Annotated in this window: 28 protein-coding genes; 5 read left to right on the plus strand and 23 right to left on the minus strand. The window is 66.6% G+C overall.

Translation table 11 applies throughout. The features are described from left to right. Positions 1–12: 12 nt before the first annotated feature. The 20 genes from AVAK2825_RS01875 to AVAK2825_RS01970 all read right to left on the minus strand — a co-directional run bounded on the left by AVAK2825_RS01875 (position 13) and on the right by AVAK2825_RS01970 (position 15,569). Positions 13–312: a hypothetical protein gene (locus tag AVAK2825_RS01875; protein ID WP_284393628.1), complete on the minus strand. Its 300-nt coding sequence runs from the start codon at positions 310–312 to the stop codon at positions 13–15. Positions 313–413: 101 nt separating this feature from the next. Next, positions 414–1,154, minus strand: a complete 741-nt coding sequence (locus tag AVAK2825_RS01880; protein WP_284393630.1) for a DUF7338 family protein — start codon at positions 1,152–1,154, stop codon at positions 414–416. 20 nt (positions 1,155–1,174) lie between these two features. Continuing rightward, positions 1,175–1,561: a hypothetical protein gene (locus AVAK2825_RS01885; protein ID WP_284393632.1), complete on the minus strand. Its 387-nt coding sequence runs from the start codon at positions 1,559–1,561 to the stop codon at positions 1,175–1,177. Continuing rightward, complete coding sequence (locus tag AVAK2825_RS01890; protein ID WP_284393634.1) at positions 1,558–3,042, minus strand: hypothetical protein; 1,485 nt, start codon at positions 3,040–3,042, stop codon at positions 1,558–1,560. The genes AVAK2825_RS01885 and AVAK2825_RS01890 overlap by 4 nt, the downstream gene beginning before the upstream one ends. 8 nt (positions 3,043–3,050) lie before the next feature. After that, positions 3,051–6,302, minus strand: a complete 3,252-nt coding sequence (locus AVAK2825_RS01895) for a DUF4815 domain-containing protein (RefSeq protein ID WP_284393636.1) — start codon at positions 6,300–6,302, stop codon at positions 3,051–3,053. 13 nt (positions 6,303–6,315) lie between these two features. Further along, entirely contained in the window at positions 6,316–6,801 is a 486-nt protein-coding gene (locus tag AVAK2825_RS01900; protein WP_284393638.1) for a BW3TFN family phage tail fiber component, read from the minus strand. Between the two features lie 4 nt (positions 6,802–6,805). Then, the gene (locus AVAK2825_RS01905) at positions 6,806–7,729 is read right to left on the minus strand and encodes a phage tail protein (RefSeq protein ID WP_284393640.1); all 924 of its coding nucleotides are present in this window, start codon (positions 7,727–7,729) and stop codon (positions 6,806–6,808) included. Then, a complete protein-coding gene (locus tag AVAK2825_RS01910) occupies positions 7,729–8,580 on the minus strand; it encodes a baseplate J/gp47 family protein (protein WP_284393642.1) in 852 nt (283 codons plus the stop codon). Before AVAK2825_RS01910 ends, AVAK2825_RS01905 begins: the two co-directional genes overlap by 1 nt. Beyond that, the gene (locus tag AVAK2825_RS01915) at positions 8,577–8,942 is read right to left on the minus strand and encodes a GPW/gp25 family protein (protein WP_502870468.1); all 366 of its coding nucleotides are present in this window, start codon (positions 8,940–8,942) and stop codon (positions 8,577–8,579) included. The genes AVAK2825_RS01910 and AVAK2825_RS01915 overlap by 4 nt, the downstream gene beginning before the upstream one ends. Next, positions 8,939–9,535 (minus strand): phage baseplate assembly protein V, encoded by a 597-nt coding sequence (locus AVAK2825_RS01920; RefSeq protein WP_284393644.1) that lies wholly within the window; start codon positions 9,533–9,535, stop codon positions 8,939–8,941. The genes AVAK2825_RS01915 and AVAK2825_RS01920 overlap by 4 nt, the downstream gene beginning before the upstream one ends. A gap of 82 nt (positions 9,536–9,617) precedes the next feature. Further along, positions 9,618–10,091, minus strand: coding sequence for a phage virion morphogenesis protein (locus AVAK2825_RS01925; protein WP_284393646.1), 474 nt, complete (start codon positions 10,089–10,091; stop codon positions 9,618–9,620). Between the two features lie 3 nt (positions 10,092–10,094). Then, on the minus strand, positions 10,095–10,610 hold the full coding sequence (locus AVAK2825_RS01930) for a phage tail protein (protein ID WP_284393648.1): 516 nt from the start codon (positions 10,608–10,610) through the stop codon (positions 10,095–10,097). A 1-nt stretch (position 10,611) separates the two neighbouring features. Then, entirely contained in the window at positions 10,612–11,154 is a 543-nt protein-coding gene (locus tag AVAK2825_RS01935) for a DUF2514 family protein (RefSeq protein ID WP_284393651.1), read from the minus strand. A gap of 117 nt (positions 11,155–11,271) precedes the next feature. Continuing rightward, on the minus strand, positions 11,272–11,841 hold the full coding sequence (locus tag AVAK2825_RS01940) for a glycoside hydrolase family protein (RefSeq protein WP_284393653.1): 570 nt from the start codon (positions 11,839–11,841) through the stop codon (positions 11,272–11,274). Then, positions 11,841–12,047, minus strand: a complete 207-nt coding sequence (locus tag AVAK2825_RS01945) for a hypothetical protein (protein WP_284393655.1) — start codon at positions 12,045–12,047, stop codon at positions 11,841–11,843. Before AVAK2825_RS01945 ends, AVAK2825_RS01940 begins: the two co-directional genes overlap by 1 nt. A gap of 3 nt (positions 12,048–12,050) precedes the next feature. Continuing rightward, a complete protein-coding gene (locus AVAK2825_RS01950; protein ID WP_284393657.1) occupies positions 12,051–12,266 on the minus strand; it encodes a tail protein X in 216 nt (71 codons plus the stop codon). Then, positions 12,263–12,745, minus strand: a complete 483-nt coding sequence (locus tag AVAK2825_RS01955) for a head completion/stabilization protein (protein ID WP_284393659.1) — start codon at positions 12,743–12,745, stop codon at positions 12,263–12,265. The genes AVAK2825_RS01950 and AVAK2825_RS01955 overlap by 4 nt, the downstream gene beginning before the upstream one ends. Before the next feature lie 120 nt (positions 12,746–12,865). Further along, a complete protein-coding gene (gene gpM, locus AVAK2825_RS01960; RefSeq protein ID WP_284393661.1) occupies positions 12,866–13,576 on the minus strand; it encodes a phage terminase small subunit in 711 nt (236 codons plus the stop codon). A 95-nt stretch (positions 13,577–13,671) separates the two neighbouring features. Further along, positions 13,672–14,676 (minus strand): phage major capsid protein, P2 family, encoded by a 1,005-nt coding sequence (locus AVAK2825_RS01965; RefSeq protein ID WP_284393663.1) that lies wholly within the window; start codon positions 14,674–14,676, stop codon positions 13,672–13,674. Positions 14,677–14,738: 62 nt separating this feature from the next. After that, entirely contained in the window at positions 14,739–15,569 is an 831-nt protein-coding gene (locus AVAK2825_RS01970; RefSeq protein ID WP_284393665.1) for a GPO family capsid scaffolding protein, read from the minus strand. 259 nt (positions 15,570–15,828) lie between these two features. On the opposite strand from AVAK2825_RS01970, the gene AVAK2825_RS01975 reads away from it, so the two are divergent. From AVAK2825_RS01975 to AVAK2825_RS01990, 4 genes are all read left to right on the plus strand, one after another. Further along, a complete protein-coding gene (locus tag AVAK2825_RS01975; RefSeq protein WP_284393915.1) occupies positions 15,829–17,607 on the plus strand; it encodes a terminase large subunit domain-containing protein in 1,779 nt (592 codons plus the stop codon). A 3-nt stretch (positions 17,608–17,610) separates the two neighbouring features. Beyond that, entirely contained in the window at positions 17,611–18,690 is a 1,080-nt protein-coding gene (locus AVAK2825_RS01980; protein ID WP_284393667.1) for a phage portal protein, read from the plus strand. 946 nt (positions 18,691–19,636) lie between these two features. Beyond that, a complete protein-coding gene (locus tag AVAK2825_RS01985) occupies positions 19,637–21,067 on the plus strand; it encodes a flavin-containing monooxygenase (RefSeq protein ID WP_284393669.1) in 1,431 nt (476 codons plus the stop codon). Beyond that, entirely contained in the window at positions 21,060–21,944 is an 885-nt protein-coding gene (locus tag AVAK2825_RS01990; RefSeq protein WP_284393671.1) for an SDR family NAD(P)-dependent oxidoreductase, read from the plus strand. The genes AVAK2825_RS01985 and AVAK2825_RS01990 overlap by 8 nt, the downstream gene beginning before the upstream one ends. Here AVAK2825_RS01990 and AVAK2825_RS01995 read toward each other — a convergent pair whose 3' ends face one another. The 3 genes from AVAK2825_RS01995 to AVAK2825_RS02005 form a co-directional block, all read right to left on the minus strand. Beyond that, positions 21,945–22,514 carry an RNA 2'-phosphotransferase gene (locus tag AVAK2825_RS01995; RefSeq protein WP_284393673.1) on the minus strand — a complete coding sequence of 190 codons (570 nt, stop codon included), beginning with the start codon at positions 22,512–22,514 and terminating at the stop codon, positions 21,945–21,947. Positions 22,515–22,553: 39 nt separating this feature from the next. Next, the gene (locus tag AVAK2825_RS02000) at positions 22,554–23,858 is read right to left on the minus strand and encodes a tryptophan--tRNA ligase (RefSeq protein WP_284393675.1); all 1,305 of its coding nucleotides are present in this window, start codon (positions 23,856–23,858) and stop codon (positions 22,554–22,556) included. Positions 23,859–23,944: 86 nt separating this feature from the next. Next, positions 23,945–24,613 carry a site-2 protease family protein gene (locus AVAK2825_RS02005; RefSeq protein ID WP_272565547.1) on the minus strand — a complete coding sequence of 223 codons (669 nt, stop codon included), beginning with the start codon at positions 24,611–24,613 and terminating at the stop codon, positions 23,945–23,947. Positions 24,614–24,797: 184 nt separating this feature from the next. On the opposite strand from AVAK2825_RS02005, the gene AVAK2825_RS02010 reads away from it, so the two are divergent. Beyond that, entirely contained in the window at positions 24,798–26,063 is a 1,266-nt protein-coding gene (locus AVAK2825_RS02010; protein ID WP_284393683.1) for a methyl-accepting chemotaxis protein, read from the plus strand. Positions 26,064–26,074: the final 11 nt, after the last annotated feature.

Genomic DNA, 26,074 nt, shown 5'->3' on the forward strand with positions numbered 1-26,074 from the left:
GAGACCGAACTTTCATCGCTCTCTGGAGAACCAGTTCATGCGCACAACCTCTTCCACCTCAATGGGGGAGCCAGCCATTTCCGGGGTGGCCAGTTCTACGAAGGAGCCGTATTCGTTCGTGTAACAGCTGCCTTTGGCGGTGCCGATCAGTTCCCAGTCACCGTAGACGCTCTCTGCATAGACCAATCCAGGATGGGCTTGCACAGACTTGATCGCGGCTGGTGGGATGCTGGTGGGCGTCGCCAGATAGCGGACGCCGTTGGCGCCTGGCTCGGTTTGTTCTGCGGCCCATATGTAGCTGGTTGCTTGCATCTTTTTCTCTCCCGCCCCTCATAGCCGGGAGGCGCCGGAGGCGATCACTGCGATCACCATGTGCATTAATTTACTCTCGTTTTGAGAGTTGTGCAACTGGTTTATTCAGTCGCCGCCGACCCGGCTTCCTGCGGCTCTTTCCAAGACAAGAGGGATGCCGTGATGCACACGACGGGCATCGCGGGTCGCTTCCAAACCGTCACGTCCACCTTGTGGCCGTAGTTCGTGCGAAGGCACAGCGGCCCCACGCGCCGCGTGGCGTACAGCTGATAGGCACCTGCATGGTGGCGCAGCACCCAGCCTGCATGCCCTCGGCCGGTGGCCACGTCGCCCCAGGTTTCCACGGACTGGCTGTAGTCGGCAGGGCGGCCCAGCTCCAGGGCCAGCGCTGACGCGCGATTGCGCAGGCCCAGCCACACCCAGCGCGCCCACCGGCTGCGCGGGTGGTGGCCGGGAGCCCAGTAGCACAGCGCGCGGGCCTCGATGGTGTCGGCCACCGGCACGGGCTGGGGCACGCCCACGCCGGTGATGGGGTCCGCGATCCACTCGAATTGATCGCCGTTGATGCCCACGTCGTTGCCCCACCAGCGGGCCCAGTGCGGCAGCGCGTCATCCTCCCACCGCGTTTGCAGTAGCGCGATGGGCACGACGATGGGCGCCAGCAGATCGGCCGGCAGCATCACCAGCCCGCGCAGCGAAGCCCGCAGGAAAGACAGCGCCGCGGCGCTGCGGTGGCGCCATGGCACACCGGGCAGAGCGAGCACGCACAGCGACGGAATGAGGCACCACGCGAGCACAAGGCAGGCGAGGACGGCGGCAATCGAGAAAAGGTATTGGGTCATGGCTTCGTGGGTTGGGGCGGTCACTGCTTGGCCGCGTGGATGAAAAGGGCGTCTAGGTCGAGGTCCAGCGCGCTGGCCAGCATCGCCACCAGCGGGCTGTCCCGGCGCACCGTGGGCCGGCGCTCCCACTCGATGCGGGCGCGGGTCTGGTCCGGCTCTGGCATGGCGCTGATGGCCGCTTCGACGGCCTCGGTTTGGCCCATGTCGTGCAGCGCGAGCCGGGCCTGGCCCATCGATACCTCTTCCGGCGCACGCTCGGGCGGGGGCGTGTAGGGCAGCGGCTCATTGCCGGCGGCCAGCCACCGCGTATAGGCGCTGTAGTCGGTGTTTGCCGGGTCGGGCGGGATGCTGGCGCCATCGGCCACGCGGATGACGATGGCGGAGGCGGTGAGGCGGTATTTCGTCATGCGAGCAACTCCGCAGAAACGTTGATCCGTGCATCACCGGACAGCAGGCACAGGCACGCTTTGCTGTCGGATGACAGGCCCGCGCTGCTGGAAGGCAAGATGATGAATGCCGACTTCGTTCCGGCCGTACTGGCGAAGGGGCGCTCTGTGCACGACGCGGTGCCGCCGCCGATCTGGAATTGAAATTTGTCGATGGTTCCGGGGAAGGTGATGGTGGGCGCTGCGCGCTTTTCGGCATAGGCCAGCGGCGCCCACACCTGGCTGGTGTTGGGCACCATTCCGGTGGCGTAGGCGTACCCGTTGGCGTTGTTGTACTGCTCGAAGTAGCGGCGGACCAGGTCCAGTTCCGGGCGGTGCTCGAACCGCGTTGCCACCGGCCCGGGCTCCAGCTGCGCGCCGGTCAGCGCGAAGACGTTGCCGGCGGTGTCGAGGCAATTCACCTGGCTGCTGGTGCCGAGAAACAGCGAGTCGCGCCATGCGCCCGCGGGGGTCTGGTAGCCCGCGCCCACGCCCATGCACCACCGCACGTAGAGCCCGGCGCCGTTGGTGACGTTCCATCCGCCCGCGCTCGGAAGCCCACCCGTCACGGTGATGGACTTGTATTCCCACACGTTGGCGGCGTTGACGGTGTATTCCGCCACGTAGGACTTGTCGAACGCCGAATTGAAGAGCGCGACGCAGTGCACGCCGACCCTGGCGGACCGAACCCAAAAGGAGAAGGTGAACGTGGTGCCGAACAGGTCGGCGATGTTGTATCCCTCGATGACTTGCTGCAGCCCGGCCGATTCGCCCGAACCCATGGCGAAGTCTGCGGTGGTGACGGTTACCCGCGCGCTGCGGCGCAAGCCGGGCTCTGACGCGGGACCGTCCAGGGCCTGCTCTGCGGTCACCACGGCCGGCGTGGCAGAGCCTACGAAAGCGAAGCGGTCCACCGGATAGACGCCCGATCCCACCGTGGTGCCCGGAAAGCTGGTGCCGCGCTGAGCGTGGTCTGCCTTGCCGTTGATAAGGCGATTGCGCATGCCCGACAGCGGGCCGCCGTTGAGCGATGGGGTTTGCAGCCCGGCCAGGAATTTCTGCGCCTGCGTCCAAGAACCGTCTTTCGTGCGAAGCCAGGCCATCAGGTCGGCCACGGTGGCGCCTGCCGCCGTGCCGGCCTTGTTGAGCGCCAGCCGCTCCAGGCCGTCCAGGGCCTGCGCCGCGGGCAGCCCGGAAAAGTCGGCGCCCAGCTTGGTGCCGACGATGGTGGCCAGCGCTTCGAGCTGCGCACCGCTTGCCTTGGTGGCCAGGGCCTGCGCCATCACGGCGGCGTCGGCCTTGGAGTTATCCAGCAAAACATGCGCGGCATCGATCAAGACCAGCGCGGCGCGCAGGCGCTGCACGTCGTCGCGGCTGTCGTTGAGCAGGTGAGGCATCGGCAGGTGGAGCGCGTTGGTGCGCTCATCCACCGGGTTGCCCAGTTGTCGGAAGGTATCGACCATGTTGTCCCCTACAGCACGACGCCGTGCAGATTGCGCACCTGTGGCCGTGCGGTGGTGCTTCCGGTGAGGGTGAGCCGCACGCGTGCGCCCTCGCCGCCGTTGAAGTGCTCCAGCTGGTGGGTGATTTGGCGCACGCCGGCCGTGCTGGTGCTGGCCGACAGGTACGGCACCAGCACCCACGGCGCGCCGGCCTGCGTGCCCTGCACGTGCACCGTGACGGCAGAGCCGCCGGGCAGATCGCCTTCGTAGACCACTTTGATGCGGCAGTCCGCGCTGGCGGCCACCGTGCGGCTGATGTAGGTTCCCGAGGTCTGGATGGTGCCGGCCACCAGCTGGATGCCGTTTTGCAGCACGGCGGCCAGCTGGGTGTCGCCGCTGATGCGCGCGCGCACCTTCACCGTGCCGCTGAACGGGGCCGCCAACCAGATGACCTGTCCGTCCGTGAGGCGTACCACCTCGCTGCCCATGGCCTCGGGAAACTGCACCTCGAAAAGCAGATTGGCCGCGGCCGATGGGCGCTCCGCGAAGCCCATCACCATCAGGTCGGTGGCGGCGACCAGCACCAGTTCGCCCAGGTCGATGACGCGTTCCGCCTCGGTGTACTGCGCGCCCAGCACGCGGAAGTACATGTCGCGGTCTTGGTGGGCCGTCCACGTGCTGGCGTTGGACGACGACAGCAGCACGCCCACTTGGTAGGGCTGGCTGGTGACGTAGCCGGCGGTCGGGTCTTGCTTGCCCAGTTCGGCCACGGCCAGCGCGGTGGTGGCGTCGTCGCACAGCACCACCAGGGCGTATTCGCGGCGGGCCTGCAGCAGGGTCGGCGCCCAGGTGATGCGCGTATCTGCGCCCAGCTGGATGGCGTCCGCCGCCACGCGCTGCTCGATCACGACGGCCTGCGATGGCACGCCGTTTTCGGTTTCGCGGATTTGCACCACCACCGGCCCGCCCTTGGCGGTGAATCGGAGGTCCACGCCCGCGCACTGGGTGAGTGAGTCCAGCATGAAGGTTTGTGCCAGGGGGTCGAAGTACCCGTCATACAGCCACTTGCTGCACTGGCTGCTGATTTGCGTGGGCGTGCTGCCGGTGCCGCTCGGCCCGAACACGGCGCCGCCCGTGTTGATGGGCGCCGGGTAAGACAGCGCCCAGTTTTCGGTGGTCACCTGTTGCTGGGTGCGCAGGATGGCCGTGCCCTGGCCAAAGAAGGTTTGCGAGCCCTTGGACTTGAGCGGCCCCAAGAACTCCACCACGCGCGCGCCGGCCGGCACGTTGGCCGGCACCACGAACGTGCCCGACAGCTCGCCCGCAGCATTGGCCACCAGGGTGCCGCCGGCCAGCGGCTGCGCGGGGACGGTGAGGCCGTCGAACACGACGGTGCCCACGGCTTCCCCCGGCCCCCAGCCCTTGAGGTCAAACCGCACGGTAATGGGGCGCAGCGTTTCCAGGGCGCTGGAGGTTTCGGACAACACCTTGCTGGTGCTGCTCGATCCGGCGTAGTTCGTTTGTGAGCCGGCGCCCGTGAAGAGGCGCTCGGTGATGGGCGATGCCCACTGCGTTACCACGTTCGTCCAGCGGTCCACGTTGGGCGTGAGCGTGACGGCGGCCGGCACCGGGTCAAACGCTTGATACGGGTTGACCAACATGCTGCCGGTGCGCATGGTCTGCGCGAGCACGACGCGGTAGCCGTGGGCCGGGGCGATGCGCTCGGGCTGGTTGGCGCCCAGCTGGAACACGGTGGGCACGATGGGCAGCTGCAGCGCGCCGCGCACGATGGCAGCGGTTTGCGCCAGGCCGGCGTCCCGCTGGGCATCGCTCAAAAATGGGTCCGCGAAGATGCCCTTTTTGATGCCGGAATCCAGGCCCTGCGCGTTGAGGGCCAGGCGCAATTCGGCTTGGTCAAGGATGACGCTATCGAGGCGGGCGCGCTCGCCCACGATCTGGCCCATGGGGACCATCTTCACTGCATCGCTTACCACGCGGCGGTCGGCGTCCCAGGTCTGGAATACGCTGGCCAGGGCCAGCATGTCGTCTGGCACGACGGGCGCGGTGGGCTTCCATGGGCTGGAGATTCCGCGCAGCCACTCGAAGGTGCCCTGGCGCGTGATGCACAGGCGGTCAATGCGCCGCTGCATCTGGTTGTAGGTGACCATCACCAGGGTGCCGGCGATGGCGCCGGCCACGGTGAAGCCGCGCCCATCCACGGCGGTGGGCACCACGTTGGCGATGTACTGGTACGTCACCTCGTAATTGCTTCCGGGCGCTGGCTCGGCGCCGGCCGGGCTCCAGTCCACCTGCCCCGCGGTCAGCTTGTAGTCGCTGCCGTCCGTCTTGTACACGGTGGCCCCTTGCTTCACCTGCTCGATCTGGATCACGGTGGCGTCCGCCAGCGGGTCAGCCGCGCCAGCGAAGCCGCCGTGCGTGACGTTGACCGTGCGGCGCGCGGTGATTCGCACTTGTGGAATGCCCTTCATCGGCGGCCGGCCGATGTCGATGCGCTGCGCGCCGATGGTGGTGGACTGGTGCGGCTCGCTGTCGATCAGCAGCAAGTCGGGCGCGGTGTCGTAGATCAGCCGCCGGCCGGCCTGCAGTCGGATGGGGAATCCGCCCACGCGGGCGCGGCCCTCGCCCACGGAATACACCTGCGCGCCCGCTTCGTTGTCGGCGCCCATCACCACGTCCAGGCCGTCCACGATGTAGAGGCCGCCCGTGCTGTCTCCGTCGTACTGCTGGATGGCCCGGGCCACGCCGTCGAGGTTGGGCGGTGCTTCCTTGGCGCGCAGGAACCCGTTGTCGATGGTGTACACCGGGAAAAAGTCCCCGGCCTGGCCGTCGCTTTCATGCCCCCAGGTCGGGTCCATCTTCGTGCGCAGGGCGCCCGGCTGCTGGAACGCGGGCGAGCCCTTGGCCGGGTTCAACAGGCTGGGGTCTTCCAGCTCGGAAACCACGCTGGTGCGCAGGTACACGCCCACTGTGATGACGCCCACCACCGGCACCTTGAAAGTGGCCGGCAGCACGCCGCGCACAGCGCCTTGCAGGTAGATCGCGCCGGCCTGCGCCTGCACGTCGCCCGTCACCGAGTCCACGATGACCTGGGCATCACGCACCACGTCGCCGTCGCGCATGAGCACGTCGCAGAAGGTGCGCAGGCGGTAGGCCATCGCTGCCTGCATGTCGTTGAGTTCCGCGCTCTGGAGCACGCGGTCCTGCTGAAAGTCGAGGCTCTCGAAATTCTTCGCCGGATTGAATCGGTTGTATGTGGTCATGGGGTTGTCGGCCTCAGAAGGGGAGCACGTATTCCTGCACCTGGCGCACGCCAGGGTTGCGGGTGAAAACCGGGACGCGCTCCAGGGAGTACAGATCGCCCGGGTTGTCCACCTGGGCGCGGGTGAAGTAGCGCTGGCCCGGCGGCAGTCCGGCCACCACCGTGCCGCCCACGAAGATGGCCAGTTCGCGGATGTGCTCGCCTGCAGCATCGGCAAAGTCGAAGGTCCATTGCACGTGCAGCCACTTGGTTGGCTGCGCGCTGTTGGCGTAGCGGCTGCCGTCGGGCAACTCGATGGGGCCGTCTGCATCGGGCTGCACGAACTGAACGGAGGTGACCATGCGCCGGCCGATTTCATCGACCAGGCCGGCCGCGGTGGTGGGCTCGGGCTCGGGTGCGCCGTCCCACGCCGCCACGCCGCGCCCCCAAGCCAGAAAAATGGATTGCGCCGCGATGGCGCGGGCCAGGGCCGTGCGGCCCCTGTCTTGCAGAACTGCCATGGTGTTAGGTTTCCTCGGATGAAATGAGCCAGAAGACGGGCTGCCACGGGCCGGCCCACGGGCCGCCCCAATGGGGCGATGGGTGCAGGGTCGAAGGCTGCAGGCTGGCCGCGGCGTCGGTGCGGGCACCCACTGGCGGCGGTGCGATCCACGGCACGGCGGCGGATGGAATCTCGCGCTGCAGCAGCGTGCCGCCGCCTGGGTTGGCCGGATTGCAGGTGCTGCTGAAAAGCTCCATGACGCCACCGGACACGCCAGCCAGGACGTGGGAGTCCAGGCGCCACGCGTCGAGCACGGGCATGTCGTCGTAGCGGGCCACGCTGATGCGGCGATGCGTGGCAGCGCCCACGCCGGCCAGCACGGGAGCGCGGGGCAGCGTGCCGCCGCCGCGTTCTCCGAACGAGACTTCCAGTCCCGACCCGCCGGGCACGCCGCTGTATCCGTCGAGCATGCCGGCGTCCAGCGCCGGGCCTTTGTCCAGCACGATGGGGCGCACGTCGTAGCCGTGGTAGACACGCCAGAAATTGACATGGGCCGGCAGGCTCTCGCGCACCACGTGGGCCACGCGCGCCAGCTCGGCGGCGGTGAGGTTCTGGCCGGCGTCGATGTGCAGCCATGCGCCGTCTTCGTCAATCGTGACGCTGTGGTAGCCCAGCCAGCGTAGCGCGCGGCGCACGCTGGCGGCGCTGCCGCGCTCCATTAGCCAGGGCACGGCCTCGGCCATGAGTGCGTCCACCGTGTCGAAGTACGGGGCGAACTGGGTTACCTGCCATTGCTGGGCAATCCAGGGCAGCAGCTGAGCGTCGTGCGCGGTCGATGACGGCTCAACCAGTTGCGCCAGCGTGTTCCACGCGCGTGGAAAGGTGGTGTCAATCACCACTTCCAACGGGGTGGATGCCGGCGGCAGCACCGTGCGGGGCGATTCCATCAAGCGGCCCCCGCGTCGATCAGCTGCAAGGTGCCCAGCACCGGATATTCACCCACGGCCAGCGGCGTGATGGCGGCGGGCGTGTCGGCTGCGGGGTAGTCCACCGCGTGCACGCCATCGACGTGCAGCAAGGTGGTGATATACGACCGGGCCACGCTGCTGGCCATGACGTTCATTTCCGCGAAGGCGGCGGCCAGGCGGTCGCCCAGCTGCTGCAGCAGGTTGGTCGGCGCGCTGGCGGTGCGGGTGATGCGCGCGGTGATGTGGATCGCCTTGGGCACCGCCACCTGCACGGTCAGGCGCACGCCCAGCATGCGGGTGGCGTCGGCGTTCAGCGCCGCATCGACGGCGGCGCGCACGGGCTCGGCCTGGGCTTGGTCGGTCACCCACAGCATCACCAGCACGGCGCCGGGCACGGGCTGGCTGGCCTGCGCGGCGCGCACCTGGGCCGAGGCCGTCAGGGCGTGGAATTCGTAGTGCTGCCGCGTGCCCTGGGCGCCCAGCGCGGCAATCCTGAGCTGCAGGCGGGTGCGCAGGCGTTCATCTTTTTCACCGGCCATGCGTAAGACGCCGAACAGGGCGGCCAGCTGGTCTAGGTCACCATCGGCGGCGAAGGCCAGCAGGTGAGCGCGTGCCGCGTCGTTGATGCGGGCGCGAATGAGCAGCTCTCGGTAGGCGTGCGACTCGATCAGCTTCACAACCGGGTCGGACTCCAGCGCCAGGATGTCGTCAATCGCCGGCAGGTGCGGGCGCATGCGCTCGGCAAAGTCCGCTTTGGCTTCGGCCAGGATGGCTTCAAACGACAGGGCCTCCACCACGGCCGGCGCGGGCAGCGTCTGCAGGTCGATCATGCGCCGGCCCCCTGGCCCGTGAGCGGTACCGACAGCGACAGGGGCGCGGCGTCGCGGCCATAGCCGCCGATGTAGCTGCCGGTGATGTGCACTTCGGCGCGGCCCGGCCGCTGCGGGTCGCGCACCGTCGTCATCTTGTCGATCTGCAAGCGCGGCTCCCAGCGCATGAGGGCCGACACGATGGCGCCATACACGCGGGTTTGGGTGGCCATGTTGTCGGGCTGGTCGATCAGCGCCGGCACCAGGCTGCCGTATTCGCGGCGCATCACCCGGCTGCCGATGGGCGTGGCCAGGATGTCGCCGATGCTCTGCTGCAGGTGTTCCAGCGCTCCCAGGCGCTGGCCGGTGTTGCGGTTCATCATCGGACGGGCTCCTGCGTGTCGTCGTTGCCCACGCGCACGCCGCTGTGCACATGCTGCACTGCGCTGACGCCCATGGCCACGATGTCCACGCTGCTGGTGATGCGGTCGGGGCCGATGTGCAGTACAGCGCCGCCCACCTGCAGGGTGATGCCGCTCGGCTCCATGGCAATGCGGCATCCGTCGCCGGCCTCCAGCACGATGCGGCGTTCGGTGTGCACGGTGTATTGCTGCTGGCGGTATTCGGCGGATTCCCGCTCGGTCCACTGCGTGCGATTCACGCCGGGCTCATCGGCTGGTGCGTCCATGCGGTCGCTGTAGGCGCCCAGCAGCACGACGCCCTGGGCGAGGTCGCCGCCTGGCGCCACCACCAGGCACTGCTCGCCCACGACGGGCGGCCACCAGCTGCTGCCCTGCTTACCGGCGGCGCGGCCCGCGAGCCATGGCAGCCAGTCGGTGGTGTTGTCGCCCAGTTGCACGCGGCAGCGTGCGGGCTTGGCGTGCCGCACCGCCATCACGGTGCCCATGCGCGCGAGGTTTTCGAGCCGGCGGGCGGCTTCCTGCGGGCTGTCTTGCTGTGGCGTTTCGTAAGGCATGACCGCATGGTGCTTTCGCACGCGCGCGGACGCCAGCAGCGGGCACTGTGGGGGCGCGCATCACATTTGCGCGCCCCGAATGTCAGGTTTGGAGGTGGTCCATCAGCATGTCCCGCAGCGCCCGGCCGTCTTCGTCTGTGATGCCCAGCAAGGGCCGTGCGGGGTATTCATAGCGAGGGCCGCCAGGGTTCACCGCGTCGGTTTCGCCGAAGTGATGCACGCGTGCGATGCGCTCGGCGCGGCCCGCGAACGTCACCACGGCGGCGCCGCCCTCGGCCCGCGCCTTGAGGTGCTTTTGCTGGCGCAGCTTGGCAAACATGGGCTGCCCCTGCCGGGCTTGCTGGCGCAGCTTCTGGCGCTTGCTGCGCAGGTTGTCGCCGGGTGGCTTCCTGGGCACCCATGCGCCCCCGTCCGGGTCGTTCTGCGCGCGCATGCGCTGGGCGTTCATGGTCCGCAGGCGCCGCGCCAGGTCCACCAGCAGGCGGCGGCGCTGCACGGGCTGCATCTTTCTCAGCAGATCCTCGGCCCAGGTTTCGAGCGCTTTCAGTTCGGCCATGGGCTACAGCGGGAAGCGGGAGACTTCGGCCGGCGCGGGAATGTCCCAAGCGGCCAGCATCTTGTCTTTCAGCCACAGTTCCCAGTGCTCGGGCAGGCACTGGCCGCCGGGGTGGCAGGGCTCGGCGGGGTGGGTGACATTGAAGCGCGTTGGGTGCGCGGGGTCGGCTTTGACGATGGCGCGTTCCGTGAGCGGAACGCGGATGCCGATATCCACCGCGGCGGTGTTTAGGTGCTCCACGGTAAACCCGATCCCGCCGGCCTGACTGGCCGGGTTGTCCAGCAGGTCCGACTGGTGCGCCCGCACCCAGGCGAGGATGGGCACAAACAGGGCATCCGTGTGGCCGGTGTAGTCCAGCACGGTGATTGCGGCGGTGTAGCGGTACTCAAACGACAGGCCGCCGGCCAGGGTGGAGACTGCGGCGCCATCGGTGGCCATCACGATCAAGCGTTCCGGGTCGCGCTCCAACTCAGGCACGGCGGCCTCGATCAGGCTGCGCAGGCTGGGCAGTTTCCACATGCTACGGCGCTTCCTTTCGTGCGGCCTCGCTCATGGCGTGGCCGCTGTCGTAGGCGCGTTCGCATGCGGTGCCGCGGACGCGGGCTTGGTCAGCGATTGCCGCCAGCTCTCCCGCTCGTTCGTCAGCGCGGCGGCGCAGCTCGGCAAGCAGATCGAGGGGGGCGAAGTCTGGCGCGCATTGTCCGGCAGCGGCGCGAGCCTGGGCGGCGACACGGTGGGCGGTAATGTAGTCGGCAACGTCGCGCTGCATCCCGAGCCGATCAGCGCGATCCCGCTCAGCATCAGCGCCAGCCGCAGCGATGACGGCCGACGCGCCGGCCATGATCTGGGTGATTTCGTTGCCATGGTTTCCTTCGAGGTTGCGAAACTTTTCGGTCTGCGCGAGCGCTGCACGGCCTGCAGCATCGCGTTCCGTGGCGAGGGTGGCCACGGCATCGGCCGCGCGCAGTTCGGCGGCGTGGCGTTGCAGGGTCTGCCACAGCAGCAGGCTCCCCAGCGATAGGGCGGCGATCTGCCACACATGGGCTTTGATCTGCGCGAGCATGTCAGCACACCCCGTGCGGGTGGCCGCCGCACAACGTGAAATAGAGCATGGCCAGCAGCATGGCCGCGGCGGCGGCAATGCACAGGATGGCCACGCACATGGCCTTGAGAATCTTTTTCATCCTTGCATCTCCATGCAGGTTTCATAGCGCTGCACCTGGCGCGTCCACACGCCGCGGCAGCCCTTCGGCCCCCAGTTCTGAGGCAGCTTGCAATCGCGGCCGGCCTGAAACCGCCAGGCCAGCAGCGCCTCGCATGCTTGCCGGTAGTCGCCGCGCAGCAGCCACGTGCGCGGGCTCTGCGGCTTGCGCCAGTTGCCGATGCCGTACTGCCCCACGAAGTCGATGTACAGGTCGAATTCACCGTGGTAGAGCGTGACGCCCGGCAGGCTGGCGCGGAACCGCGCTTCCTCGGCGCTGTTCAGGTTGCGGGCGAGCCGCTCGGCGCGCTTGCGCGTGATGGGGGCGTCGGTCAGGCGCACGGGGGTGCCGTCTTCATAGCGCGTCGATCCGTGGCCGATGGTGGGCACGTCGCCCTGCGTCGGCACGTAGGGCGCGAGCAGCACGGTGCCGTCAGCGGCGCGGGTCGATGGGCCTTCGCCCTCCGATTTCTTCCACGTGGCGAAGCCCGCGGCCGACAGGGTGAGCGCGGCGACGGCCACGCGCAGGGCGCTTTGCTTCGCATCCATCAGTCGGCCCCCACCGCCCGGCCGTTGGCGGCCCGGTGCCAGCGCCACAGCAGCCAGCCGATTTGCAGCAGCAGATACACGATGGTCAGTGCCGCCACGGTGTGGTTGATGGTCCAGTCGTTGGCGAGCGACGTGCCCACCACTGCGGCCGGCGGCGACAGCTTGGCCGCCTCGATCCCTATGTCCTTGATGATTTCATTCGCCATTTTTCAGTCCCAAATATTGACCATTGCCCGCACGGGCTCGGGTGCCTTCACCAGGCGCACGGCCTGGCCTTCCGGTAGTTCGGCCGCCAGCTTGGCCAGCCCAGGGTTGGCGGCCAGCGTGGCTTCCACGTGGCCGGCGGTGGCGCCCAGCTGCCGCCACGCGAGCGCGTCCAGGGTTTCGTGCGCGTGCGCGCGCACCGTCACGCCTTGCTCGGTCACAGCAGCTCCGCGATCACGCGCGATGACTCCTGCAAGTCCGCGATGGCCCATCGCTGCTGCTGGTTGAACCCGTCGATGCGCAGTTCCACCGCGGCCTGCACGCGGCCTTCCTTGCCGGCCCCCTGCGGCAGCGTGTCCATGTCGCGGTACGCCTCGGCCAGCTGCGCCTGCACGTGCGCGCAGATCGCCGTGCGGTATTGCTCAATGCGCACGCTCTCGCCGTCCAGCTGCTCGGACGGCACCGCCTGCAAGGTGGTGTATCCGGCCTTGATCTGCGCGGCCTTCCACTCCCGCAATTCGCCGTTCACGGACCACATGGCCGTCAGCAGGGCCTTGCGGAGCCGCTCGGGGGTGACCGTGCCATCCAGGCGAATGTCATTGCGCAGCTTCTCGCGGTCGATGTTGGGGAAGAACCCGTCATTGGCCACGGCAGGCTCGGCACCGCGGGCAGGTGGGTTGGCGGTTGCGACGAAGGACATAGCGGCTTTCGGTTGTTAGGTGTGGCGGTGGTCCTGGGCGTCGGGTTGAAGCAAATGAATGCCGCCCTTGCCCAGGAGCCGCCACGGGTGCGGGGTACGCTCGGTTTGCAGCGCCTGTGCCTACTCCGCCGACTTCGGCTTGAGTCGGCGCTCCAGGCGCTCGATGTCTTTTTTCACGCCGGCCCGGCTGTCCAGCTCCATGGCCCGCTGCAGCAAGGGCAGCGCTTCGCGGCACGCCTTCACCGGCCGCTTGAGCATGTCCACGTCGTGGCTGCCGGTCTTTCCCAGCACGGCCCAGCCGGCGGCCTTGAACAGCTTGCTTTTCGCTTGGTCGGGCGTGTCGGCATGCTCTGTCAGCGCCATGGCCTTGGCCACGATCTGCAGCGCTTCGTTGCCCTTCACCTTGCCGTCGATGACGGCTTCTGCCACTTCGTCCTGCACCACGGTCGGCAGATCGCGGTGGTAGTTGTCCGGCGGCGTGATTCCGCTGGCCAGGGCGTATTCGGCAATCTCCAGCGCGCGGGCGTAGTTGCCCGCGTCGATGTGCCAGATCAGCGTGGTGGCGATCACTTCGTCCTGCGTGCCCGGCCTGGCCTGCAGCACGCCGTCGATGTAGGCGTCGTACTCGGGGAGCATCACGCGCTTTGCGTCGATCTTCCGTTCCACGCTCTGCATTTCCTTGAGCCGCAGGCGGTGCTGGTGCAACTGGGCCAGCTGCAATTCGTAGGCCGTGCCGATGGTCTGGCCGTGCACGTCGGCGGTGGAAGCCAGCGATGCCTGTTCCAGGGCGAGGTGGTGCATTCGGTGGCGCTGGGCAAGGGTTTGGCGCATGGCGGGGTGTCCTGTGTTTTTGCCGTAGCTGTGCTTTTGTCGCTCTGACCGCAAATAGCGGCTCCTTTTTTTAGAGCCGCTATTTGCTGCAGCGGTCACACCAGTTCGATGTGCTCGATCAGGCAGGCCTTGCCCAGGTCTTCCACCACGAACGCGTCATTGCTGCTTTCATAGGTTTCGATCTGGTCGCGTCGTGGGTTGTCCAGCACGTGCCGGCGGCGGCCGCCGTCTTGGTAGTAAATCGACAGGTTGGACAGGCTGGTGACAAGCACCGCACCTTCCGGCACGAAGGGCACCGTGATGGCGGCGAGTCCGCCCAGGCGCATCTGGCTGCGCACGATGTCGGCGGCGAGCATTTCGGTGGGCGCCTTCTGGTCATCAACCAGCGGGAACAGCTTGTCGTGCATGAGTCCGCGTCCCACGATGGCCACCAGATCACCGGCAGCGGCGTGCCACGGGTCCAGCAGGGATTTGTGGGCGTCGTACACCAGGCCGTCCAGCGTCTTGTAGTCGCCAGTGGCGCCCACCTGAACCTTGCCGGCGGCTTTGCCGGACGCGATCACGCGCGCAGGCGCCTCGGCGCGCAGCTTCTGCAGCCAGCCCACGTTCACGTCCTGCAGGAGAGGGTTCACTACGCGATCCGTGTTGGCCGCAGCGCTGACGCCGTTGAAACCGACCATGATCCGGTCGAGCGCGCATTGCTGTTGGATGGCGCGAGCGATGCGCAACTGAAAATCCTTGAACTTCGCCCACATGTCCAGCTTGCTGTAGCGGATGTGCGTGTCGTAGTTCGTTTGCACGCACTGGTAGCCGCGGCCTTCGAGGCCCGATGCGTCCCGCGTCACGCGGTCCTTCGTCGTCGTGTCGGTACGGCTCGCAATCGGCCCGTCCGTGCCCAGGCCCAGCTTCGCGCCTTGCATCTCATCCACGGGGACGATGTTCACGGCCTGCAGGAACGCACTGCTTTCCTGAATCCGGTTTTCCAGCTTCTGCTGGATCGACGGGGCGACGTTGAATTTTTCGCCGACGCTCGAAACGCCGTTGAGGGTGGCTTGGTCCTGCAGGTAGCCGTTGAAAAGCAGGCGGGTGGAGTTCTTCATTGGTGTATGCCTTGGGGTGATGTGTTGCGGTGGTGTGCTTCGCTATGGCGTGCTCGCTGCGCTCAGCAATCGGCCTTGGCCACGCCTTCGGTGCCGGTGGCTTGCGGGCGGTGGGTGGGGTCGCCGTCTTGCTTGCTCAGCTTCTCGGTCAGGGCTTTGAAGTCGCTCTGCAGCGTGGCGAATTCGCCGGCCAACTTCGCGTTTTCGGCCTTGGCGGCCGCCAGATCCTTGGCCTGTTGTTGAATGGCGGCATCAGCCGCGCCCAGCACTTCCAGCGTCTTGGTAGCGAAGACCTCGGATGTTTCTGGCGTGGGCTTGGGCGCGGCGATGCCACTCAAGTTTTTCAGCATGTCGCTGAATTTGGTGAGGATGGATGAAGCGATGTTTTCTGCATCGCCCTCCAGTCCCAGGTCGGTTTCCACAGCTGCGCTGAACAGGGCGCCTTCGCTGTGTTTCTTGCCCTTGTACGGGCTGGAGTCGGGGTTTTGCGCCGCGAACTTGAGCACGTCGGTGCCCAGGCTGGCGGGCGTGTCGGTCACACCGAGGCCGGTCAGATACGCCTCGCCCGACTTCGCAAAGTTCGGGTCCACCTCGATGCTGGTGTAAATCTTCTGCTTGGCCTTGTTCATGGCCACCAGCGAGGGCAGCGCCTCGATCTGCGCGAACAGCGCCAACTTGCCATCCTCTACCGTGCGAGCCTGCACGGCCAGTACATCGCCCAGCGCCGCAAAAGCGCTATCTGGAAGCATGCCGCGCATATGCTCCAGCCACACGCGGGCGCCGTACTTCTCGCGGTTGAAGTTCTTGGCCATCTGCTCGATCCAGCTGCGCTGAATCTCCCGGCCGTCGGTGGTTGCGCCCTCGGTGGCTACGCGGAAAAACTTGGATGGCATGTTGCGGCTTTCGTGCGGTGTGTTGATCTGTTGCCTATGTTCCGCACCCGGCCGCATGGCCGCAATTGGCGCGCCCTGTGGCTGCGCGCATCACATTTTTTGATGGGTGCTTTCCGCGCGCGCGCGGCAGACACTGGCGGCCATGACAGCAGAAGCCGCCAGCAAAATCACCGCGCCGAAGAGGCGCAAGCGCCCGCCGAGTTCGGTGATGAACACGGGCTGCGCAGCGCAAAAGGCGATCACGAATGGCATCAAAGCGATGCCCAAAGACACGCTGCCTGCCGGCGACAGCAGCCCGGTGGACGGTGGCGCAGGCGTGCGGCGCGAAGCGCGTGCGCTTTTCTGGATGGGCTGGAAGCTCACGCACATTGCCGAGAAGTTGGATGTTCCCCGCGGCACGCTGCATGGCTGGTGCAAGGCGGAAAAGTGGTCAGAGACGCCGGCCACTCAGCGGGTGGAGCACTCGCTGGAATCGCGCATGGTCCAGCTCATTGCGAAGGACGCGAAGACCGGCGGCGACTTCAAGGAAATTGACCTGCTGGGCCGTCAACTGGAACGTTTGGCCCGCATCGGAAAGTACGAAAAGACCGGGCGGGAAGTGGACCTGAACCCCACTATTGCCTCTCGCAACGACCAGCCCAAGAAGCGCCCGCTAAAGAATCATTTGACCGATGAGCAGGTCGAGCAGCTCACCAGCGCATTCTTCGATTCCATCTTCGAGTACCAACGCACTTGGTGGGACTCGGCCATGGAGCGGATGCGCCTCATCCTCAAGTCTCGGCAGATCGGCGCCACTTGGTACTTTGCCCGCGAAGCACTGATGGACGCGATCAAGACAGGGCGCAATCAGATTTTTCTTTCTGCCAGCAAGGCACAGGCTTATCTTTTTCGTCAATACATCGTCCGCTTTGCCTACGACGCATGCGGCGTTCAGTTGACGGGTGACCCCATCGTTTTGTCCAACGGCGCCACCTTGTACTTTCTTGGGACCAATGCCAAAACGGCCCAGGGTTACCACGGCAACCTCTATTTCGACGAGTTCTTTTGGACGAACAATTTCGAGCAGTTGAACGACGTGGCCAGCGCGATGGCTGCGCACAAGAAATGGAGGATGACCTATTTCAGTACGCCGTCGAGCGTCCAGCACGCGGCGCATGAATTGTGGACGGGCAAGTACCTTCGCCGGCCCGTTGACATTGATGTGAGCCACGCACGCCTATCGACAGGCTCCAAGTGTGAGGATGGCGCGTGGCGCCAGATCGTTACCGTGGTTGACGCCGAGCGCGGCGGCTGCGATCTATTTGACATTCCGAATCTGCGCGCCACCAAGTCCGAAGAGGTCTTCAACAACCTCTTCATGTGCAACTTCGTGGACGATTCGTTCTCTGTGTTCCCCCTTACCGCGCTGCAGCGGTGCATGGTGGACAGCTGGGACAGCTGGAAAGACTTCAAGCCATTCAGCGAGAGGCCCTACGGGTGGCTGCCCGTGTGGGTGGGCTACGACCCTTCGCATACCGGCGACTCTGCCGGCCTCGTCGTTGTGGCACCGCCGACGAAACCCGGCGGCCCTTTGCGTGTTCTCCATACCGACCAGTTCAAGGGCGCGGACTTCGAGGCGCAGGCCCAGGCAATCAAGAAGATCACCGAGCGCTACAACGTCGCGGCCATCACGGTGGACACCACCGGCCTGGGCAATGGTGTGTACCAGCTGGTGCAGAAATTTTTTCCTGCTGTGCAGGGCCTCAACTACAGCGTGGAGAGCAAAACCATGCTGGTGCTCAAGGCGCAACAGGTCATGAAGGCGGGTCGATTTGAGTTTGATGCTGGTAACAAGGATCTGGCAGCCAGCTTCATGGGCATCAAACGCGAGCTGACCGCCAGCGGGCGGAACGTCACCTATGCCGCAGGGCGCAGCAAAGAAACCGGCCACTCCGATTTGGCATGGGCTGCAATGAATGCGATCAGCAACGAGTCCTTGGAAACCGGCACCGACCTGGCCACGCCACAGACCACTTCCTTTATCGATTTCTCGGACTGACCAATGAAAAAACGAACCCGCCGCACTTCCGTTCCAGCCCACATCAGCACTGCATCCGCCGAGCAGGCGAACACGGCACCGCAGGCGCAATCCTTCACCTTCGACCTGGGCGACCCCGAGCCCGTCATTGGCGGTCGGTCTGCTCTGCTGGAGTACGCCGAGTGCATGGAGTCTGGCGACTGGTACGAACCGCCCGTAAGCCTTGCTTCCCTGGCCCGCCTGTTGCGCGTGGGTGCGCACCACGAATCGGCGCTGCGCTTCAAGGTCAACGTGTTGGCGAGCACGTTCGTGCCGTCGCAATGGCTCAGCGCCGAATCCTTCCGCGGCCTGGCGCTGGATTTCCTCGTGCTGGGCAATGGCTACTTGGAGCGCCGCCGCAACCGCTTGGGCGATCTGCTGGAGCTGCGCCACGTGCTGGGCAAGTACGCGCGCCGCGGCATCAAGGCGGGCCGGTTCTTCTTCGTGACCGACCTGCAGTCGCCGCACGAATTCCCCGAAGGCGATGTGTTCCAGCTGCGCGAGCAGGATATTCACCAAGAAATTTACGGGCTGCCCCCGTACCTGGGCGCGCTGCAGTCGGCCATGCTCAACGAGTCCGCCACGCTGTTCCGCCGCCGCTACTACAACAACGGCAGCCACGCCGGGTTCATCCTCTACGTGACCGACCCTGCGCAAAAGCAGTCAGACGTGGACCAGATGCGCGCCCAGTTGACGAAGACCAAAGGCATGGGCAATTTTCGGAACCTCTTCTACTACGCGCCGAATGGCAAGAAGGATGGCATCCAGCTGATTCCCATCAGCGAGGTGGCAGCGAAGGACGATTTTTTGAGCATCAAAAACACCAGCCGCGACGACGTTCTGGCCGCGCACCGGGTGCCCCCGCAGCTGATGGGCATGCTGCCCAACAACGTGGGCGGCTTCGGTGATGTGGAGAAGGCCGCGATGGTGTTCGCGCGCAATGAAATCGCGCCCCTGCAGGCCACCATGGCGCACGCCGTCAACACCTGGGCGGGCGTGCCGGCCTGCGGCTTTCGGCCCTACCTGCTGACCGACGCACCCAACGCCCCGGCGCTGGTGCCGTAGCCCGGCGCCCGCCGAGCCTTGCACAGCCCGCCACAGCGCGGGCTTTTTTACGCCCACCCCGCCCCCTGTCCAGCGGCGTTGATGCCCCTTGCCGGCCCTCCCAGGCCCTGCCGCGCCCCCACCCCGTGCCCAGGTGCCGCCCCGCCCGCCGCCCGCCCTGGCCAGAACCCCCGCCCGACCCTCGACCGACCCCGCGGCGCGCGGTCGAGACCCCGCCGCGCCCGCTCGCTTGATGTGTCGATTTCGTCGGGGGTGCCGAATAGGGCAGGCGCGAGCACTGGCGGGGCCTCGCGGCCGGTTTTTCGGTGCAAAAGCCGTTCGGGAAACGTCGGAATCTGGCGGTTGGGCGTGTTGCATTTTTGCCCGGCGCTTTTTTTGCCCGGCAGGGCGGCGCATCGGGCCAGGAAGGCCCCTAAATCTGATGGCCTAGGGGTTGGCCTATAGTTGCGGTAAGATGCGCTGCAAGCCGCGCCGGCCCTTGCTTCGCGGCTCTCACCCTCTCCGCCATGAATAAGCCTAAGTAGTTGATCTACTTAGGCTTTTTTTTGCGCTTGCGGGTTGCTCAAGCACTTGGCATCCGCTCGGGGTCTACCCGGAAAAGTCTGCGCTGTCCTGGGTCGCTCATGTCCCTGGTCGACCCACGCGGCTCTGCGACCTGCAAAAACATTGGCAACCCTATCGTTGTTTGGGTGGGCGGCGCTAGCGTTGCAATGACCATCGAAGAGGCACTCGGCGGTGCCTTGACAAGCATGTCCTCCAGCGACATGACCTGCATCGACTCCACTGCTCGGCAGCTCTCCAGCCAACTTGCGCCCTGACAAGGGATTCCCCCGATAAGACATGGCCGATACGACCCCCCTCCTGGCCGGATCCGCCCCACGTGCCCCGACCCCTTCTTCCTAAAGTGGCTCCTGCCATCCAGGTATCCAAAGAAGGAATTGAGCGCATGACGAATCTCTCGCAATCGAAGCCGGCCGACCGTTCGGCCGCTGTGTGTGTCATCGGTGCGGGCCCCGGCGGGCTGAGCGCTGCGCGGGCCCTGAAGATGCAGGGGCTGGACTATGACCAGTTCGAACGCCACAGCGACCTGGGCGGCCTGTGGGATACGACGAATCCCGGCTCGCCCGTCTATGCGTCGACCCACTTCATTTCATCGCGCGATCTGTCGGGTTTCATCGGCTATCCCATGCCTCGCGACTATCCCGACTATCCGTCGCACCGGCAGATCCTGGCCTACCTGCGCAGCTTTGCCGATGCGTTTGGCCTGCGAGAAAAAATCCAGTTCAACACCGGCGTGCAACGCATACGGAAAGACAGCGCTTCGCGCTGGGTGGTGGAGCTGGCGGACGGCACGCACCGACTCTACGGTGCCGTGGTCTGTGCCACCGGGGTGAACTGGGACCCCAGCATGCCGAGCTTCGAGGGCGCCTTCCAGGGCGAGGTGCGCCATGCGGCGACCTTCAAGCACGGGGACGAGTTCCGGGGGCGGCGTGTGCTGGTCGTGGGGGCGGGCAATTCGGGCGCCGATATTGCGTGCGAAGCGGCCGCGCATGCCCAGCGTGCCTTCATCAGCGTGCGCCGCGGCTACCACTTCATCCCCAAGCACCTGATGGGCGTGCCCGTCGACCAGATCGCGGAGACGGGGCCGCATCTGCCGATGTGGCTGGCCCGCCCGCTCTTCAGTGGCCTGCTGAGGCTCGTTCAGGGCGATCTCACGCGCCTGGGTCTGCCGAAGCCCGACCACCGCCTTTTCGAGAGCCACCCGCTTCTCAATTCGCAGTTGCTGCACCACCTGCAGCACGGAAACATCGCCGTCAAGCCCGACATCGCACGGCTGGATGGCGGGCACGTGGTGTTCAAGGACGGCTCCCGGGAAGAGATCGATCTGGTGCTCTGCGCGACCGGCTACCGGTGGAGCTGTTCCTACGCCACCGAATTCTTCACTTGGACGGCAGGGCGGCCGCAGATGTACCTGTCGATGTTCAACCGCAGCCACCGCAACCTTTTCGGCATCGGCTATCTGGAAACCAACTCCAGTGCCTACAAGCTGTTCGACACGCAGGCGCACATGATCGCCTGCTACCTGAAGGCGCAGCAGGCGGCACCGGAGAGCGCACAACGGTTCGACGATGCCATCCGCAAGGACGAGCCCGATCTGTCGGGCGGTATCCGATTCGTTCAGTCGCCCCGGCATGCCGTCTATATCGACGCGCATGCCTTCAAGGCCTATCTGCGCAAGTTGCGCAGGCGCATGGGCTGGGGAGAACTCAGCGAGACCATGTACGACGCTCTCAGGGTCAAGGCCAGCCCCGTGCGCCACAGCGGCCGCAACGGGCTCGCCGCTGCGCCGCAGCCGGGCGAGGTAGCGCATGGCTGAGCGCAAGCCTTTCGCCGGCGGGGTTGCCTTGGTGACCGGCGGCGCCGGTGGATTGGGGCGGGCGATCAGCGCGCGGCTGATCCAGCGAGGCATGCACTGCCTGCTGGTCGATATCGACCCGCAGGCGCTGGACCGGGCCGTTCATGCGCTGGGTCCGCTGGCCATGCCGCACGTTGCCGATCTGACCGACCCGATGGCCCGGCAGCTTCTGGTGCAACAGGTGCAGGCCCGGTGGGGCCGGCTGGACCTGTTGGTGAACAACGCGGGCATGGTGGGCACGACCCCGTTCGAGCAGCGCGGCCAGGATTCCATCCGCAACGAGCTGGAGTTGAATCTGATGGCGCCGCTGCTGCTCACTCACAGCCTGCTGCCGTTGCTCCAGTGCACGGGCGACGGCCGGGTGGTGAGCATCGTGTCGCTCGGCGGCATGTTTCCGTTGCCGGAGTCCACCGTGTATTCCGCAAGCAAGTTCGGGCTGCGTGGCGCCATGCTGTGCCTGGGGCTGGACGGCGCGCGGCTCGGGGTGCGGTTTTCCATCGTGAACCCTTCGGCCACCGAGACCCCGATGCTGATGCGCGAAGCGATCCACGGGGGCAACAAGCTGCAGTTCATGGACCCGCCCCAGATGCCCGACGAGGTGGCGCTGCAGGTGATGCGCTGCCTGGACCAGCCTTGCCTGGAGCGCTTTGTGCGGCCTGCCGAGTCCTGGACGGTGCGGCTGGCGATGCTGCTCCCCAATTGCCTGGTGCGGGCGCTGCCCCTGTTCCAGCGCAGGGCCGAGCAGGGCCACCAGCGGTACCTGGATTCGCTGGTCGCGCGTGGGCTCGTGCGCCAGGAAGAGGGCGTGTGGGTATGCGTTGCCGATGCCCGCCGCTGATCAGCGTTGACCGCGGTTTGCCGGCGCGAAGTCAATGAAGTCGGCCGGCACATTCGCCGTGAGCCAGACGCCATTGTCTGCTTGGTAGAACCGGTGCCCTTGGCCGTGCATGGTGGCTGCTGCGATGGTCAGCACCACGGGTTGCCCGTATCGCTGCCCCACGCTGGTCGCGGTCTGCGCATCCTCTGAAAGATGCACATGGTGCCGCGAACCCGGCAGCAATCCTTGCTGGCGGATCGACTCCAGAAACCGGGTCGCAGTGCCGTGGTACAGAGCAGCGGGCGGCGTCTTTTCCTCCATGCGGATCGACACGGTGGGGGTGGAGTGCCCTTGCACCGCGCGGATGCTGGAGCCATCTTCCGAAATCGAAAACCGTTTTTTGTCGCTGGTGATGACGACCTGCTCGATCAATGCACGGTCCAGCGCACGACCGTGCAGGGCCGCCGCCGCGATCAATGTGTCGATGGGGGCCCAGCCCTCGCGATCCAGGGTCAGCCCGATGGATTGGGGTTCATGGCGCAGAACGTAGCTGAGAAACTTGCTGGTTTCGGCGAGTGGCTTGGTGCTCATGGAAAACGCCTTGGGCTGTCTATCCGGCCTGGCGGCGCGTCACTCCGCCGCTGCGGCGATCAATGCCTGCAGGGCCTCGTCCACTTCGCGGTCCTCGACCCCCTGCTGCGGCACCAGGCAGGCTGTCAGCGCCTGGAGTGCTCCTGCTTCCTTCTGCAGCCGTGCAATGGCCTGCCCCGCATCGCGCGGCGCATCAAAGCCGGTGCTTTGCAGCAGCACCCGGCCATCCGCCGCGACCAGCTTGAAGTAGAACTTGCCGTCCGCCTCCCGGTACTGCTTGAACGACGGCAGCGCCGCCTTGGCGGGCTTGGCCTGTGCGGGCGCCACCACTGCGGCGGTGCGCAGGCTGCGCAGCCCCACGGCCCCGCGCAGGTCGCGCATGAACGGCGTGGCGATGGCGCGTGCGCGTTCGGCGCCGGCCAGCAGGGTGTCCTCGATCTGCGAGGGGTCGGCCATCAGTGCTTCGTAGCGCGCGCGCATGGGGGCGATGACCTGGTCCACGCGTTCGAACAGCACCTGCTTGGCGTCGCCCCAGGCGATGCCTTCGGCGTATTGCCGGCGCAGCGCGGCGGTTTCCGCTTCGGTGGCAAAGGCCTGGTAGATCTGGAACAGGGCCGAGCCCTCGGTGTCCTTGGGTTCGCCGGGCGCGCGCGAGTCGGTGAGGATGCCTCCGATGAGCTTGCGCAGCTGTTCGCGCGAGGAGAACAACGGGATGGTGTTGTCGTAGCTCTTGCTCATCTTGCGGCCATCGAGGCCGGGCAGGGTGGCCACATGCTCGTCGATGGCGGCCTCGGGCAGCACGAAGCGCTCGCCGTACAGATGGTTGAAGCTGGCCGCCATGTCGCGCGCCATCTCGATGTGCTGCACCTGGTCGCGGCCCACGGGCACCTTGTGGGCCTTGAACAGCAGAATGTCGGCGCCCATGAGCACGGGGTACATGAACAGGCCGGCGGTCACGCCGTCATCGGCCTCGCGGCCGGCCGCGGTGTTCTTGTCCTGCGACGCCTTGTAGGCATGGGCACGGTTGAGCACGCCCTTGCCGGTCACGCAGCTCAGCAGCCAGTTGAGTTCGGGGATTTCCGGAATGTCGGACTGGCGGTAGAAGGTGACGTGCTCGGGGTTCAGCCCGGCGGCGAGCCAGCTGGCCGCGATCTCCAGCGTGGAACGCTGGATGCGCAACGGGTCCTCGCATTTGATGAGCGCGTGGTAGTCGGCCAGAAAGTAAAAGCTCTGCACGCCGGACTGCAGGCTGGCCGCGACGGAGGGGCGGATGGACCCGACGAAGTTGCCCAGGTGCGGCGTGCCCGTGGTGGTGATGCCGGTGAGAAAGCGCGTGGTGGTCATGAAAGCAAGATCCGCAGAAAAACAAAGGACAAGAGAACCGCAGCCGCGGGCCTGTCGGCACCGCGACCTTCAGGTGCAGGTGCCGATCAGCGCAGCATCGCCATCAGGGGCGTCAGCAGCAGGTTGATGGCCGAGTAGCCCAGCGACATGAGCGGGCGCAGCCAGACCGCCCCCACCACGCCGGCCACGACCAGGGCCAGCACGATGAAGAAGCCGTAGGGCTCGATGCGCGACACCATTTGCGCCTGCTTCCAGGGCAGCAGGCCGACCAGGATGCGCCCGCCGTCCAGCGGCGGCAGCGGAAACAGGTTGAAGGCCCACATGACCAGGTTGACCAGCATGCCGGCGCGCGCCATCTCCAGGAAAAAGCGCTCCTGCACGCCGAAGCCGACCAGCGCGATGAGGAACACCGCCCACAGGATGGCCTGGAAGAAATTGGAGGCCGGCCCCGCCAGCGCGACCCAGATCATGTCGCGCTTGGGGTTGCGCAGGTTGCCGAAATTCACCGGCACCGGCTTGGCGTAGCCGAAGAGAAATGCCCCCGACGTGGCGAAGTACAGCAGCAGCGGCATGAGGATGGTGCCGACCGGGTCGATGTGCTTGAGCGGGTTGAGCGTGATGCGGCCCATCATGAACGCGGTCTGGTCGCCGAAGTGGCGCGCGGCGTAGCCGTGGGCGGCTTCGTGCACCGTGATCGCGAAGAGCACCGGCAGTGCGTAGATGAGAACGGTTTGGATGAGGTTGGAGAAGTCCACCGGGCGATTGTCTCAGACGCCGGCATGGGGCCTTTCCTGCGGCATAAGCGCAACTACGGAGGGCGCCCGGCGCGATCATTGATAGCATGGCACGGCATGTTGCAAAACGTAGCCTGTGCACACTGCCGGGCGCCGGTCGCTGCCTGCGATAACGATATACAACAGGCATAGGAGACAGTCGATCATGGGCTTGGACAGGCTGAAGATTGGTACGCGGCTGGTGCTGGCGTTCGGGGCGCTCGCGGCGCTGATGGCGCTGCTGGTGGTCGTGGGGCTCACCGACATCGGGCGGGCGCAGGCGTCGCATCGCGCGGCGTTGCAACTGGCGGGCGGCCTGGCCGACGCGCAGCGAATGCCGCTGGTGCAGGCCGTTCAAGCGGCGCAAGGGCAGCTGGACGACGTGCGGGTGTGGCTGCTGGTGCTGGGCGGGCTGGTGTTCGCGGTGGCCATTGCCGCGTTCCTGCTGCTGCGCCAGGGCATCGTGAGCCCCCTGGCCCAGGCCATCGTCATCGCCGAAACCGTGGCGGCGGGCGACCTGAGCAAGGAGTTCAGCTCCGACCTGCAGGGCGATTTCGGGCGACTGCTCGGGGCGCTGGGCACGATGGAAGACACCTTGACCGAGCTGGTCTCGCGCATCAAGCAGTCCACCGATGCGATCACGCTGTGCGCGGGCGACATCGATTCGGGCAATTCCGATCTGTCGCGCCGCACGCAGGAGCAGGTGTCCTCACTGACCGAGACGGCCGCGAGCATGGCGCAGCTCACCTCCACCGTGCGCCAGAACGCCGACCGGGCGCGCTCCGCCAGCGGGCTGGCCGTGGCCGCCTCCGCCACGGCCGAGCGCGGCGGCGCGGTGGTGGGCGAGGTGGTGCAGACCATGCAGGCCATCAGCGGCAGCTCGCACAAGATCGTGGACATCATCCAGGTGATCGAGGGCATCGCCTTCCAGACCAACATCCTGGCGCTCAACGCCGCCGTGGAAGCCGCCCGCGCGGGCGAGCAGGGCCGGGGCTTCGCGGTGGTGGCGTCGGAGGTGCGCAGCCTGGCCCAGCGCAGCGCCGTGGCGGCGCGCGAGATCCGCACGCTGATCCAGGAATCCGTGCAGCAGGTGCAGAACGGCACCGGCCTGGTCGGCCAGGCGGGCAAGACGATGCAGGAGATCGTGCACGACGTGGGGCAGGTCACTGCCCTGCTGGGTGAGATTTCGCACGCCCTGCACGAGCAGAGCGACGGCATCGCCCATGTGAACCAGGCGGTCGCGCACATGGATGGCGCCACGCAGCAGAACGCGGCGATGGTGGAGGCTGCGGCGCGGGCCGCGTCGGTGCTGTCGGAACGCGCGAACGACCTGCAGCGTGCCGTGGGCGCGTTCAAGCTGGACGATGACGACACGCCCGCCCTGGGCTCGCCCGGCCATCACGGCCCGTACGCGCTGCGCCTGCCGGGCTGAGGGCAGCGGCG

The organism is Acidovorax sp. SUPP2825 (assembly GCF_030158995.1).
Classification (GTDB): Bacteria; Pseudomonadota; Gammaproteobacteria; order Burkholderiales; family Burkholderiaceae_C; genus Paracidovorax.

Excerpts from the sequence above, each read along its gene's own strand:
- AVAK2825_RS01875 (WP_284393628.1), bottom strand. The coding sequence starts at position 312 with ATGCAAGCAACCAGCTACATATGGGCCGCAGAACAAACCGAGCCAGGC.
- AVAK2825_RS01880 (WP_284393630.1), bottom strand. The coding sequence starts at position 1,154 with ATGACCCAATACCTTTTCTCGATTGCCGCCGTCCTCGCCTGCCTTGTG.
- AVAK2825_RS01885 (WP_284393632.1), bottom strand. The coding sequence starts at position 1,561 with ATGACGAAATACCGCCTCACCGCCTCCGCCATCGTCATCCGCGTGGCC.
- AVAK2825_RS01890 (WP_284393634.1), bottom strand. The coding sequence starts at position 3,042 with ATGGTCGATACCTTCCGACAACTGGGCAACCCGGTGGATGAGCGCACC.
- AVAK2825_RS01895 (WP_284393636.1), bottom strand. The coding sequence starts at position 6,302 with ATGACCACATACAACCGATTCAATCCGGCGAAGAATTTCGAGAGCCTC.
- AVAK2825_RS01900 (WP_284393638.1), bottom strand. The coding sequence starts at position 6,801 with ATGGCAGTTCTGCAAGACAGGGGCCGCACGGCCCTGGCCCGCGCCATC.
- AVAK2825_RS01905 (WP_284393640.1), bottom strand. The coding sequence starts at position 7,729 with ATGGAATCGCCCCGCACGGTGCTGCCGCCGGCATCCACCCCGTTGGAA.
- AVAK2825_RS01910 (WP_284393642.1), bottom strand. The coding sequence starts at position 8,580 with ATGATCGACCTGCAGACGCTGCCCGCGCCGGCCGTGGTGGAGGCCCTG.
- AVAK2825_RS01915 (WP_502870468.1), bottom strand. The coding sequence starts at position 8,942 with ATGATGAACCGCAACACCGGCCAGCGCCTGGGAGCGCTGGAACACCTG.
- AVAK2825_RS01920 (WP_284393644.1), bottom strand. The coding sequence starts at position 9,535 with ATGCCTTACGAAACGCCACAGCAAGACAGCCCGCAGGAAGCCGCCCGC.
- AVAK2825_RS01925 (WP_284393646.1), bottom strand. The coding sequence starts at position 10,091 with ATGGCCGAACTGAAAGCGCTCGAAACCTGGGCCGAGGATCTGCTGAGA.
- AVAK2825_RS01930 (WP_284393648.1), bottom strand. The coding sequence starts at position 10,610 with ATGTGGAAACTGCCCAGCCTGCGCAGCCTGATCGAGGCCGCCGTGCCT.
- AVAK2825_RS01935 (WP_284393651.1), bottom strand. The coding sequence starts at position 11,154 with ATGCTCGCGCAGATCAAAGCCCATGTGTGGCAGATCGCCGCCCTATCG.
- AVAK2825_RS01940 (WP_284393653.1), bottom strand. The coding sequence starts at position 11,841 with ATGGATGCGAAGCAAAGCGCCCTGCGCGTGGCCGTCGCCGCGCTCACC.
- AVAK2825_RS01945 (WP_284393655.1), bottom strand. The coding sequence starts at position 12,047 with ATGGCGAATGAAATCATCAAGGACATAGGGATCGAGGCGGCCAAGCTG.
- AVAK2825_RS01955 (WP_284393659.1), bottom strand. The coding sequence starts at position 12,745 with ATGTCCTTCGTCGCAACCGCCAACCCACCTGCCCGCGGTGCCGAGCCT.
- gpM (WP_284393661.1), bottom strand. The coding sequence starts at position 13,576 with ATGCGCCAAACCCTTGCCCAGCGCCACCGAATGCACCACCTCGCCCTG.
- AVAK2825_RS01965 (WP_284393663.1), bottom strand. The coding sequence starts at position 14,676 with ATGAAGAACTCCACCCGCCTGCTTTTCAACGGCTACCTGCAGGACCAA.
- AVAK2825_RS01970 (WP_284393665.1), bottom strand. The coding sequence starts at position 15,569 with ATGCCATCCAAGTTTTTCCGCGTAGCCACCGAGGGCGCAACCACCGAC.
- AVAK2825_RS01975 (WP_284393915.1), top strand. The coding sequence starts at position 15,829 with ATGCCCAAAGACACGCTGCCTGCCGGCGACAGCAGCCCGGTGGACGGT.
- AVAK2825_RS01980 (WP_284393667.1), top strand. The coding sequence starts at position 17,611 with ATGAAAAAACGAACCCGCCGCACTTCCGTTCCAGCCCACATCAGCACT.
- AVAK2825_RS01985 (WP_284393669.1), top strand. The coding sequence starts at position 19,637 with ATGACGAATCTCTCGCAATCGAAGCCGGCCGACCGTTCGGCCGCTGTG.
- AVAK2825_RS01990 (WP_284393671.1), top strand. The coding sequence starts at position 21,060 with ATGGCTGAGCGCAAGCCTTTCGCCGGCGGGGTTGCCTTGGTGACCGGC.
- AVAK2825_RS01995 (WP_284393673.1), bottom strand. The coding sequence starts at position 22,514 with ATGAGCACCAAGCCACTCGCCGAAACCAGCAAGTTTCTCAGCTACGTT.
- AVAK2825_RS02000 (WP_284393675.1), bottom strand. The coding sequence starts at position 23,858 with ATGACCACCACGCGCTTTCTCACCGGCATCACCACCACGGGCACGCCG.
- AVAK2825_RS02010 (WP_284393683.1), top strand. The coding sequence starts at position 24,798 with ATGGGCTTGGACAGGCTGAAGATTGGTACGCGGCTGGTGCTGGCGTTC.